The organism is Streptococcus nidrosiense, from assembly GCF_042140045.1.
Taxonomy (GTDB): domain Bacteria; phylum Bacillota; class Bacilli; order Lactobacillales; family Streptococcaceae; genus Streptococcus; species Streptococcus nidrosiense.
The window spans coordinates 937,576-950,283 of the sequence record NZ_CP152419.1; the positions used below are offsets into that span (position 1 = coordinate 937,576).

10 protein-coding genes are annotated in these 12,708 nt (G+C 41.1%); 9 read left to right on the plus strand and 1 reads right to left on the minus strand.

Features of this window, described 5'->3' with window-relative positions:
• The 4 genes from ldcB to pheT all read left to right on the plus strand — a co-directional run bounded on the left by ldcB (position 1) and on the right by pheT (position 5,032).
• Complete coding sequence (gene ldcB / locus AAFQ93_RS04525; protein ID WP_223140668.1) at positions 1 to 717, plus strand: LD-carboxypeptidase LdcB/DacB; 717 nt, start codon at positions 1 to 3, stop codon at positions 715 to 717.
• A 276-nt stretch (positions 718 to 993) separates the two neighbouring features.
• Entirely contained in the window at positions 994 to 2,040 is a 1,047-nt protein-coding gene (gene pheS / locus AAFQ93_RS04530; RefSeq protein ID WP_049508191.1) for a phenylalanine--tRNA ligase subunit alpha, read from the plus strand.
• Positions 2,040 to 2,549, plus strand: coding sequence for an N-acetyltransferase (locus AAFQ93_RS04535; RefSeq protein WP_223140669.1), 510 nt, complete (start codon positions 2,040 to 2,042; stop codon positions 2,547 to 2,549). Before pheS ends, AAFQ93_RS04535 begins: the two co-directional genes overlap by 1 nt.
• 77 nt (positions 2,550 to 2,626) lie before the next feature.
• Entirely contained in the window at positions 2,627 to 5,032 is a 2,406-nt protein-coding gene (pheT, locus tag AAFQ93_RS04540) for a phenylalanine--tRNA ligase subunit beta (RefSeq protein WP_375555718.1), read from the plus strand.
• Positions 5,033 to 5,151: 119 nt separating this feature from the next.
• Here the strand turns inward: pheT and AAFQ93_RS04545 are convergent, their stop codons facing one another.
• Complete coding sequence (locus tag AAFQ93_RS04545) at positions 5,152 to 6,057, minus strand: alpha/beta fold hydrolase (protein WP_375555719.1); 906 nt, start codon at positions 6,055 to 6,057, stop codon at positions 5,152 to 5,154.
• Positions 6,058 to 6,491: 434 nt separating this feature from the next.
• On the opposite strand from AAFQ93_RS04545, the gene AAFQ93_RS04550 reads away from it, so the two are divergent.
• From AAFQ93_RS04550 to AAFQ93_RS04570, 5 genes are all read left to right on the plus strand, one after another.
• Entirely contained in the window at positions 6,492 to 7,385 is an 894-nt protein-coding gene (locus AAFQ93_RS04550; RefSeq protein WP_373094524.1) for an ABC transporter ATP-binding protein, read from the plus strand.
• A complete protein-coding gene (locus AAFQ93_RS04555) occupies positions 7,382 to 8,581 on the plus strand; it encodes an ABC transporter permease (protein WP_375555720.1) in 1,200 nt (399 codons plus the stop codon). The genes AAFQ93_RS04550 and AAFQ93_RS04555 overlap by 4 nt, the downstream gene beginning before the upstream one ends.
• A 293-nt stretch (positions 8,582 to 8,874) precedes the next feature.
• Complete coding sequence (gene rpoE, locus AAFQ93_RS04560; RefSeq protein ID WP_049502915.1) at positions 8,875 to 9,450, plus strand: DNA-directed RNA polymerase subunit delta; 576 nt, start codon at positions 8,875 to 8,877, stop codon at positions 9,448 to 9,450.
• A gap of 317 nt (positions 9,451 to 9,767) precedes the next feature.
• Positions 9,768 to 11,375, plus strand: coding sequence for a CTP synthase (locus tag AAFQ93_RS04565; RefSeq protein WP_375555721.1), 1,608 nt, complete (start codon positions 9,768 to 9,770; stop codon positions 11,373 to 11,375).
• A gap of 118 nt (positions 11,376 to 11,493) precedes the next feature.
• Positions 11,494 to 12,621 (plus strand): N-acetylmuramoyl-L-alanine amidase family protein, encoded by a 1,128-nt coding sequence (locus AAFQ93_RS04570; RefSeq protein ID WP_375555722.1) that lies wholly within the window; start codon positions 11,494 to 11,496, stop codon positions 12,619 to 12,621.
• The last annotated feature ends 87 nt before the right edge of the window (positions 12,622 to 12,708 follow it).

A 12,708-nucleotide genomic window follows, 5' to 3' on the forward strand; every position in this document is an offset into this window, starting at 1 on the left:
ATGAAAAAAAGATACCTTATCTTATCAGGATTATTAGCCTTGACATTGGCAGCTTGTTCACAAGAAAAATCAACAACTACAGAGGTCAAGTCTTCTGCAGAGCAATCAACTGTACAAGAAGGAACCGCGGGAAGTAAGTCTCAGGAAGCTAGCCAAAAGAAGGCAGAAGTAGTAGACAAAGGAGATCACTACAGTATTCAAGGTAAGTATGATGAGATTGTTGTCGCTAACAAGCATTATCCTATGTCAAAAGATTATAATCCTGGAGAAAATCCTACCGCAAAGGCAGAACTGTTAAAACTTATTGCAGCAATGCAGCAAGCAGGATTCCCGATTAGCGACCACTATAGTGGATTTAGAAGTTATGAAACTCAGGTTAAACTGTATCAGGATTATGTCAACCAAGATGGCAAGGCTGAGGCTGACCGCTATTCTGCAAGACCTGGCTATAGTGAACACCAAACTGGGCTTGCCTTTGACCTAATAGGAACAAATGGAAACTTAGTGACAGAAGAAAAGGCTGCTCAATGGCTTTTAGACCACGCCGCAGACTATGGCTTTGTCGTTCGTTACCTCAAAGGTAAGGAAAAAGAAACTGGTTATATGGCTGAAGAATGGCACCTTCGCTATGTTGGCAAAGAAGCCAAAGAAATTGCTGCAAGTGGCCTCAGTCTGGAAGAGTATTACGGCTTTGAAGGTGGAGACTATGTTGATTAGTCGCAAAACATCTTGCAAGATTACTTAAAATTTGATAAAATGAATAATAATTAAATAGGAATCTGCAAGACTAGTATCTCAGGGGAAGTATATCAGGGAGGAGAGCCGTGACTGAAAGCTCTCTATATGAAAGCTGGGTGAATTCACTTGCCTATGGATTCAGAAATAAAGGTCTGACTTGTCAGATGAAAACGGATGGTACCGCGTGTCAACGCTCCGAATGGAGTTTTTGGCATGTGGTTTTCTTTTTATCTACGAGAGACTGATGGAGGAATTATGTCAACTATTGAAGAACAATTAAAAGCGCTTCGTGAAGAAACGCTAGCTAGCTTGAAGCAGATTACTGCTGAAAATGAAAAAGAGATGCAAGATTTGCGAGTCTCTGTCCTTGGTAAAAAAGGGTCACTAACTGAAATCCTCAAAGGGATGAAGGATGTATCAGCTGAAATGCGCCCTGTTATCGGAAAACACGTAAATGAGGCTCGTGATGTCTTAACAGCCGCTTTTGAAGAAACAGCTAAGCTCTTGGAAGAAAAGAAAGTGGAAGCTCAACTAGCAAGTGAAAGCATCGATGTGACGCTTCCAGGTCGTCCAGTTGCGACTGGTCACCGTCACGTTCTCACACAAACTAGTGAAGAAATTGAAGATATTTTCATCGGAATGGGTTACCAAGTTGTGGATGGATTTGAAGTTGAGCAAGACTACTACAACTTTGAACGTATGAATCTTCCAAAAGACCACCCAGCTCGTGATATGCAGGACACTTTCTATATCACAGAAGAAATCTTGCTTCGTACCCACACGTCTCCAGTTCAGGCGCGTGCGATGGATGCCCATGACTTCTCCAAAGGTCCTTTGAAAATGATCTCACCAGGGCGTGTTTTCCGTCGTGACACAGACGATGCGACTCACAGTCACCAATTCCACCAAATCGAAGGCTTGGTTGTCGGGAAAAATATCTCTATGGCTGACCTTCAAGGAACGCTTCAGTTGATTGTGCAAAAAATGTTTGGTGAAGAGCGTCAAATCCGTTTGCGTCCATCATACTTCCCATTCACAGAGCCATCTGTTGAGGTTGATGTTTCATGCTTCAAGTGCGGCGGAGACGGCTGTAATGTATGTAAGAAAACAGGTTGGATCGAGATTATGGGTGCCGGAATGGTTCACCCGCGTGTCCTTGAGATGAGTGGTATCGATGCGACTGTCTACTCTGGTTTTGCCTTTGGTCTTGGTCAAGAGCGTGTAGCTATGCTTCGTTACGGAATTAACGATATCCGTGGATTCTACCAAGGAGATGTCCGCTTCTCAGAACAGTTTAAATAATGATTAGAAAAGTAGAAAAGGCAGATGTTGGGGTGTTGTCCCAGGTTGCCAAACAAACCTTTCGTGAAACATTTGCTCATGATAATACGGAAGAGCAGTTAAAGGAATACTTTGAAGATGCTTATAGTCTGAGAGTTTTGTCAGCTGAGTTGGAAAATCCTGAATCAGCGACCTATTTCATCATGCATGAAGAGGAGATAGCTGGTTTTCTCAAAGTCAACTGGGGGAATGCTCAAACTGAGAAAGAATTAGAGAACGCCTTTGAAATTCAACGCCTCTATGTGCTACAAGCATATCAAGGATTTGTACTTGGTAAGCAACTATTTGAATTCGCTTTGGAGCTTGCCGAAAACAATGGTTTTTCCTGGGCTTGGCTAGGTGTTTGGGAGCATAATACAAAAGCTCAAGCATTTTATAATCGATATGGTTTTGAAAAATTTAGCCAACATAGTTTTCTGGTTGGGCAAAAGGTAGATACGGATTGGTTACTGAAAAAGAAATTAAGGTAAGAAGATGATTCTTCTATATGAAATGATAGGAAAGGAAAAAAACTAGAGTGGCAACGGTCATTCTGGGAAACTAAATTATGTTAGTATCATACAAATGGTTAAAAGAATTGGTGGACATTGATGTGCCATCACAAGAGTTGGCTGAAAAAATGTCAACCACAGGGATCGAGGTCGAAGGTGTCGAATCACCTGCTGCTGGTCTCTCAAAAATTGTTGTCGGTGAGGTCTTGTCCTGCGAAGATGTGCCAGAAACTCACCTCCATGTTTGTCAGGTTAACGTTGGCGAAGAAGAAGCCCGTCAAATCGTTTGTGGTGCACCGAATGTGCGTGCAGGCATCAAGGTCATGGTGGCACTTCCAGGTGCTCGTATTGCAGACAACTACAAAATCAAAAAAGGGAAAATCCGTGGCTTGGAATCCCTTGGGATGATCTGTTCACTTGGTGAGTTGGGTATTTCTGACTCCGTTGTACCGAAAGAATTTGCAGATGGGATTCAAATCTTGCCTCAAGATGCTGTTCCTGGGGATGAAGTCTTCTCTTATCTAGACTTGGATGATGAAATTATCGAACTTTCCATCACTCCAAACCGTGCAGACGCTCTTTCTATGCGTGGAGTAGCGCACGAAGTAGCAGCTATCTATGACAAGGCAGTCAACTTTAAAGAATATACTCTAACAGAAACCAATGAATCTGCAGCAGACGCTCTTTCTGTCAGCATTGACACAGACAAGGCGCCTTACTATGCAGCTCGTATCTTGGACAATGTGACGATTGCACCAAGTCCACAATGGTTGCAAAATCTCCTCATGAATGAAGGCATCCGTCCGATTAACAATGTAGTTGACGTAACCAACTATATCTTGCTTTACTTTGGTCAGCCTATGCATGCCTTTGACTTAGATACCTTTGAAGGAAGCGAGATCCGTGTGCGTGAAGCACGTGCTGGTGAAAAATTGGTAACCTTGGACGGTGAAGAACGTGAGTTGGAAACAAATGACTTAGTGATCACTGTTGCTGATAAACCAGTAGCCCTTGCAGGTGTTATGGGTGGTCAGGCTACAGAAATCTCTGAAAGCTCTAGTCGTGTTGTCCTTGAAGCAGCTGTTTTCAATGGCAAATCTATCCGTAAGACCAGCGGTCGTCTCAACCTTCGTTCTGAATCTTCTTCTCGTTTTGAAAAAGGCATTAATGTAGCAACAGTCAATGAAGCCCTTGATGCAGCAGCAAGCATGATTGCAGAGCTTGCAGGTGCAACAGTACGTAAGGGGATTGTTTCAGCAGGTGAGCTTGACACTTCTGATGTGGAAGTTTCTTCAACTCTTGCTGACGTCAACCGTGTCCTCGGTACAGAGCTTTCATTTGCTGATGTTGAAGATGTCTTCCGTCGTCTTGGATTTGGCCTTTCTGGAAATGCAGATAGCTTCACAGTAAGCGTACCACGTCGTCGCTGGGACATCACTATCGAAGCGGATCTTTTTGAAGAAATCGCTCGTATCTATGGTTATGACCGCTTGCCAACTAGTCTTCCAAAAGATGATGGAACAGCTGGTGAATTGACTGCGACACAAAAACTCCGCCGTCAAGTTCGTACCATTGCTGAAGGTGCTGGATTGACAGAAATCATCACTTATGCTCTTACAACTCCTGAAAAAGCGGTTGAATTTACGATTCAGCCAAGTCATTTGACAGAGCTCATGTGGCCAATGACTGTGGACCGTTCAGTCCTCCGTCAAAATATGGTTTCAGGTATTTTAGATACAGTTGCCTACAACGTAGCTCGTAAGAACAAAAACCTGGCTCTTTATGAGATTGGAAAAGTCTTCGAGCAAACTGGTAATCCAAAAGAAGACTTGCCAAATGAGATCAACAGCTTTGCCTTTGCATTGACAGGTTTAGTCGCTGAAAAAGACTTCCAAACTACAGCCGTTCCGGTTGACTTCTTCTATGCCAAGGGAATTTTGGAAGCTCTCTTTGCTCGCTTGGGTCTTGAAGTGACTTATACAGCAACCTCTGAAATCGCTAGCCTTCACCCAGGACGTACAGCCTTGATTTCACTCGGTGACCAAGTCCTTGGTTTCTTCGGTCAAGTACATCCTGTTACAGCTAAGGCTTACGATATTCCAGAAACTTATGTAGCAGAGCTCAACCTTTCAGCTATTGAGACAGCTCTTCAACCAGCAGCTCCATTTGTGGAAATTACTAAATTCCCAGCAGTGAGCCGTGATATTGCTCTTCTCTTGAAAGCTGAAGTGACTCACCAAGATGTGGTTGATGCCATCAAATCTGCAGGCGTGAAACGTTTGACAGATATCAAACTCTTTGATGTCTTCTCAGGTGAAAAACTAGGACTTGGTATGAAGTCAATGGCTTATAGCTTGACCTTCCAAAATCCAGAAGATAGCTTAACGGATGAAGAAGTCGCACGCTATATGGAAAAAATTCAAGCATCACTTGAAGAAAAAGTGAATGCAGAAGTGCGTTAACAGTCTATAATCCATCCCTAGGGATGGATTTTTTAGTACAAAAAATCATCAAGTTTTAACCTGATGATTGAATCAAATTGACGGGGAAACAACTCCTTTTTAATACTGTTACAAGATGTTTAGACATCTATGTTTTTTGCCATCCAATCAGCTATGAAGTGATAGGTATCGTTTCGATTATTCTCGTTCAGAATTTCGTGACGAGCCTCTTCAACTACTCGGACGCTTACTTTCGAATGTGAAGCCTTTAGGAGTTTTACAAATCTTTCTATACCTTTACCATTTTCTCCCAGAGGGTCTTCTTGTCCTGAAATAACGAGAATGGGGAGTTGAGCAGGAATCTTATCGATTACTTGCTTACTAGCTACTTGATTAGAGAAGTAAAAAATGGATCTGTACATGGGAATAGTAGGGATGAATTGACAGAATGGATCCTTCAGATAAGCTTGGTTGGATTCTTCATTTTTTGAGAGCCAATCGACAGATGTTTTAGGATTCTTAATACTACGGTTAAAACTGTCAGTGGACAGGTAGGTCAGGAGTTTACTACGGTGTTTATTCCCTTTTATAAGTCGGATGCATTCTGTTAGGATGAGAGCAAATCGAGTTAGAAACTGAGGTTGTTGACCAGTCGCCATGATAATCAAGGCATTGATAGGTGGTTTTCGTTTAGCTACATAATAGCGACACATAAGAGAACCCATAGAATGCCCTAGAAGGACGATTGGAAGTTTTGGATAGCTTTCTTGAATAAAAGAGGTCACTCTTTCAATATCATCGATGAGTTCCTCGGGAGATTCAGGAAAGACTCCGAGTTGACTTGGATTTTGAGCAGTATAGCCGTGGCCGAGATGATCATGGCCGATAACAGTAAAGCCTTCGTTATTCATGGCTAGAGCAAATTCTTCATACCGTTCTACGTATTCTACCATGCCATGTACAATCTGAAGAATGGCTTTTGGATGATCAGCTTTCCAAATGATTAAGTTATTGTTGTTTGGTTCGAGTTTAAGTCTTTTTTTCATATCAGATTCCTTGCTTATGATAATCTATAGTCTATCAGAAATATACCATAAAATAGCACGATAAGCTAGGCAGAATGATGAAGTTTAGTAGTCACAATTCAGGACTGAAAATGAACATTTGAGGACATAGCCGACGGATTTATTAAGAGATGAGTATAATAAAGTTATCACTTAATACTCTTCAAAAATCAAATTCAAACCACGTCAGCTTCGTCTTGCCGTACTCAAGTACAGCCTGCGGCTCGCTTCCTAGTTTGCTCTTTGATTTTTATTGAGTATAAAAATCTGGAGGACTAAAATGCTTGGTGATGAGTCAATAAAGTCCTTATCCAGTAAATATCCTTATTGAAATCAAGATTTAAAAATGTACATAAATCATTGTAAAAGCTGTCAAAAAGGAGTATAATGAGTGCAATAAATTTCGGAGGTGGATGATGCTCGAAGTAAGAAATCTAGAGAAAAGTTTTGGGCCTAAGCAAGTTTTGTTTGGTGTTGACTTTCAAGCACGACCAGGGCGTATTTTGGGGCTGGTTGGGAAAAATGGAGCTGGGAAAACAACCATTTTTCACAGTATTTTGAAATTTTTAGACTATCAAGGGGAGATTGAGCTTGATGGTCAAGATATTCGTCAGGAGACCTATGCTCGCATTGGTTATCTCCCTGAAGAACGCAGTCTTATGCCTAAATTGACAGTCCTTGAACAAGTTCGTTACTTGGCGACCCTAAAAGGCATGGACACCAAGGAAATCAAAGAAAAACTCCCTCAATGGATGGAAAAACTGGAAGTCAAGGGGAAACTGACGGACAAGATCAAAAGTCTCTCAAAAGGAAATCAACAGAAGATTCAGTTGATTATCACTTTGATTCATGAACCAGACTTGATTATCCTAGATGAGCCTTTTAGTGGCTTGGATCCAGTTAATACCGAACTTCTTAAGCGGGTTATCTTGAAAGAAAAAGAACGCGGCGCGACCATTATCTTTTCTGATCATGTCATGACCAATGTCGAAGAACTTTGTGATGATATCCTGATGATTCGTGATGGGCGTGTGGTCTTGCATGGACCGGTTCAAGAGGTCCGCAATCAATACGGCAAAACACGACTTTTTGTTTCAAGTGAACGAAGCAAGGAAGAACTGGAAAATCTTCCTCATGTCAAACAGGTTAGCTTGACCAAGCAAGGTAGTTGGAAGTTGATTTTAGATGATGAAAGTGCAGGTAGAGAACTCTTCCCAATCTTGACTCAAGGTCAATATATCGCGACTTTTGACCAACAAGCTCCAACAATCGATGAAATCTTTAAATTAGAATCAGGGGTGGAAGTATGAGAAATATGTGGGTTGTAATCAAAGAAACCTATCTAAGACATGTCAAGTCGTGGAGTTTCTTCTTTATGGTGATTTCGCCTTTCCTCTTTTTAGGTCTATCGGGAGGAATTGGTGTTCTACAAGGTTCTTCCTTGGCTCAAAATAGTAAGGTAGCAGTAGTTAGTGCCGTTCCTCTTGTTACAGAAGAACTTAAATCGACCAATGGTCTTAACTTTGACTATAAGGATGAAGCAAGTGCCCAAGCCGCTATCAAGGATGAAAAAATAAAAGGCTATCTAACCATTGACCAGGAGAACAGTGTCCTCAAGGCAGTCTATCATGGTGAAACTTCACTAGAGAGTGGCATTAAGTTAGCAGTGACCGCTAAGTTGAATGAACTTCAATCCCAACTCAACCGTTCAGAAGCAAATTTGTCTCAGGAACAGGAAAAACGCTTGGCTCAAACAATTCAATTCACAGAACAGATTGATGAAGCCAAGGAAAATAAAAAGATGGTCCAAACCTTTGCGGCTGCAGGACTAGGTTTCTTCCTCTATATGATTTTGATTACTTATGCTAGTGTCACTGCTCAAGAGGTAGCTAGTGAAAAAGGAACCAAAATCATGGAAGTGGTCTTCTCAAGTATTCGTGCTAGCCATTATTTCTACGCACGCATGATTGCCTTACTTCTAGTCATTTTGACTCATATTGGTATTTATGTTGTAGGTGGTCTTGGAGCTATTTTCTTCTTTAAGGATATGCCTATCTTGGCAAATTCAGGTATTCTAAATCACTTGGGAGAAGCCTTTTCGATCAATACCTTGTTGTTTGTCTTGGTTAGTCTCTTTATGTATGTGGTCTTGGCTGCCTTCTTAGGTTCTATGGTTTCACGACCAGAAGATTCTGGTAAGGCCTTATCGCCTTTGATGCTTTTGATTATGGTAGGTTTCATTGGGGTAACAGTATTAGGAACTTCTGGTGATAATTTGATTTTGAAAATCGGTTCTTACATCCCATTCGTTTCAACCTTCTTTATGCCATTCAGAGCTATCAATGGTTATGCAAATGGACTAGAAGCTTGGATTTCACTTATGATTACGATTGCTTTTGCGGTGACTGCAACCATCTTTATCGGACGCATGTATGCTAGTTTGGTTCTTCAAACGGATGATTTGGGGATCTGGAAAACCTTTAAACGAGCTTTGAGTTATAAATAAAGTCACGGACCTGTGAGTGTATCTCCCAGGTCTTTTATACTCTTCGAAAATAAAATTCAAACCACGTCAGCGTCCATCTGCAACCTCAAAACAGTGTTTTGAGCAGCCTGTGGCTAGCTTCCTAGTTTGCTCTTTGATTTTCATTGAGTATTAATTAGCTGAAATATTTCACATTTATTTCTCCTAAACCTTTGACTATTAGGCAAAATTATCGTACAATAAAGAGTACATGATAAAATGAGATCAGAGTTTATCCACTCTGGCGTTAGTAGTAAAAAATGAGGAGAAACGCTTTGGAATTAGAAGTATTTGCTGGGCAAGAAAAAAGTGAACTATCTATGATTGAGGTGGCTCGTGCCATCTTAGAACTCCGTGGTCGTGATCACGAAATGCATTTTAGTGATTTGGTTAATGAAATCCAAAACTATCTCGGTACCTCTAATAGCGATATTCGTGAAGCTTTGCCTTTGTTCTATACAGAGTTGAACTTTGACGGTAGCTTTATCTCACTTGGAGATAACAAATGGGGCCTTCGTTCCTGGTATGGAGTGGATGAAATCGATGAGGAAATCATTGCTCTTGAAGAAAGTGATGATGAAGAAGTAGCACCTAAGGCTAAGAAAAAACGTGTCAACGCCTTTATGGATGGTGATACAGATGCTATTGATTACAGTGCAGATGATCCTGAAGATGAGGACGCCTACGAAGAAGATCCAGCTCTTTCTTATGATGATGAAAATCCAGATGATGAGAAGAATGAAGTGGAAGCCTACGATGCTGAAATCAATGAAATCGCCCCAGATGATCTAGATGAAGAAGTCGATCTTAATGAAGAAGACGACGAAGACTCTGAAGAAGAGGAAGAATAAAAATAAAAAGGAGTTGGAGCTGGAATCGGTCTATCAAGTCTCGATTTCCTAGATCCAGCTTTTTTGTATTAGTCTGAATTAGTTTTGTAAGCTGGAATGCGCCAAGTCAACGATTTGTTCTATTTGACAAATGGTTCATTTTGAGGTAACATATTGTTCGGGCACCTCTTTTAGAGGTCGGAGCTCCCTAGTTATTAGGGAGCTATTTTTGTTTTTCCAAGAAGCTTTTTTCTTGGGTTGTAGTTATTGATGAAGGTCTTGTTTTCTCAATCCCCTGTTAGTAAACAAGACCTTGAGCATTTTAGAAAGAGGAATCTATGTCTACGAAATATATTTTTGTCACTGGTGGTGTGGTATCGTCTATTGGGAAAGGGATCGTTGCAGCGAGCCTTGGGCGTCTTTTGAAAAACCGTGGTTTGAAGGTGACCATTCAAAAATTTGACCCTTATATCAATATTGACCCAGGAACCATGAGCCCTTACCAGCACGGAGAAGTATTTGTAACAGATGATGGGGCTGAGACAGATTTGGACCTAGGCCACTATGAGCGTTTCATCGATATTAACCTCAACAAATACTCAAACGTGACAACTGGTAAAATCTACAGCGAAGTTCTTCGTAAGGAACGCCGTGGAGAGTACCTTGGAGCAACTGTCCAAGTTATTCCTCATATTACAGATGCCTTGAAAGAAAAAATCAAGCGTGCTGCTCTTACGACAGACTCTGATGTCATTATTACAGAGGTTGGTGGAACAGTCGGCGACATCGAGTCCCTTCCATTCTTAGAAGCTCTTCGTCAGATGAAGGCAGATGTGGGTGCAGATAATGTAATGTATATCCATACAACCTTGCTTCCTTACCTCAAGGCAGCTGGTGAAATGAAGACAAAACCAACTCAACACTCTGTCAAAGAATTGCGTGGTTTGGGAATCCAGCCTAATATGTTGGTCATCCGTACTGAAAAGCCAGCTGGACAAGGAATTAAAAATAAACTGGCCCAGTTCTGTGATGTGGCACCAGAAGCAGTTATCGAGTCCTTGGATGTGGATCATCTTTACCAAATCCCACTTAACCTGCAAGCACAAGGTATGGATCAAATCGTTTGTGACCATTTGAAAATTGATGCGCCTGCAGCAGATATGGCAGAGTGGTCAGCTATGGTTGACAAGGTTATGAACCTCAAAAAACAAGTCAAGATTGCCCTTGTTGGTAAGTATGTTGAGTTGCAAGATGCCTACATTTCTGTCGTAGAGGCCTTGAAACACTCAGGTTATGCCAATGATGCAGAAGTCAAGATTGATTGGGTCAATGCTAACGATGTGACAGCTGACAATGTGGCAGAACTCCTATCGGATGCTGACGGAATCATCGTTCCAGGTGGTTTTGGTCAACGTGGAACAGAAGGTAAGATTGAAGCGATTCGCTATGCGCGTGAAAATGATGTACCAATGCTGGGAGTCTGCTTGGGTATGCAGTTGACCTGTATCGAGTTTGCCCGTAATGTCTTAGGTCTTGAAGGAGCTAATTCAGCAGAGCTAAATCCTGATACCAAATACCCTATCATCGATATCATGCGTGATCAGATTGATGTTGAGGACATGGGTGGTACCCTTCGTTTGGGACTTTATCCTTCTAAGTTAAAACGTGGTTCTAAGGCAGCGGCAGCTTATCATAACAAAGAGGTGGTGCAACGCCGTCACCGTCACCGTTATGAGTTTAACAATGCTTTTCGTGAACAGTTTGAAGGAGCAGGTTTTGTCTTTTCAGGTGTTTCACCAGACAACCGCTTGGTCGAAATTGTGGAAATTCCAGAAAATAAATTCTTTGTGGCTTGTCAATACCACCCAGAGCTTTCAAGTCGTCCAAACCGCCCAGAAGAACTCTACACTGCTTTTGTAACAGCAGCGGTTGAAAATAGTAAATAGACAGAATAAAACCTTTGAGAGTCATCTCAGAGGTTTTTACTATATGAAATTAGGATATCTCTTGCAAAAAAATAACATAGTGATATAATTAACATGAATAAAAACAGGAGGAAATCGCATGAAAAAAATCACACTATTTAGTTTGTCTCTAGCAGGTTTAGCCTTACTGGCTTTCCCTCATTCAGGAAAGGCCTTCGAATTGGAAGAAGAATGGGTTATTAAGGGTGGCGTTTGGTATCAAGATGGCAAAATTCTCAGATTTAATAATGGCCATGAAGTAGATATTAAAGTATTGGATTTGCCTAAAAACGAAAAAATTGAATGGAAAGTCACTTTAAATGGTCAGGATCAGACAGTCAATTTCCTAGGTCAAGAAAAGGACAAGTCTATGGTAGGTACAGAGGGGCGTTACCTGAATTTCTATGTACCTTATGGATACCGTGGAGATATTGTAGTAGAAGCTAAGAGCGGAAATGAAGTAAAGACCTGGTCCACTAAAGTGGTAGATGACGTATATAATGGTGGAAAGAGTGGCTACTACCATATTAAAGAATCAAATGATCAATACACCTACCTTGATACTAAATGGGACTATCAAACCAAGACCTACACAGCTACCTTACCAGAAACTGTCAATGGTCAAAAAGTCTATGCTTGGGAAGACTATGACAATGGTGAGTTAAAACTTACAAAACCAGAATCTATCAGTCATTACTACAAGGGTGGGGGATCTTTCCAAGAACTTTATCCAATTGTAAAAGCAGAAAGCTGGCTAAAATCAAAACAAAACTGGTACTATCAAAAACAAGGACAACTAGTTAAAGATGCTTGGATCAAGGATCAGGGAAGCTGGTATTTTATGGATGATAAAGGGGTTATGTTTAATCAAACATGGCTTCATCAAGGTGGTAGCTGGTATGCCTTTAAATCATCAGGAGCTATGATTTCAGCTGATTGGTTATATGATAACGGCTCTTGGTATTACCTAAAAGACTCAGGTTCCATGGCGACAGGCTGGCTTAATGATGGTGGTACTTGGTATTATCTAAAGGACTCAGGTTCAATGGCAACAGGTTGGGTCAAAGATAAGGGCTCTTGGTATTATCTAAAAGATTCAGGTGCAATGGCAACAGGCTGGATCAAAGATAATGGTAAGTGGTACTATCTGGCTTCATCTGGTAATATGCTTAGCAATACACGCACACCAGATGGCTATTATGTAGATGCCAATGGCGTTTGGAAATAAATGTTAAACAGAGAAAGTCTACTGAGGAGGTAGATTTTCTTTTTTTCATTTTCACAATTATGAAAATCTGGAAAAAGGACATTATTT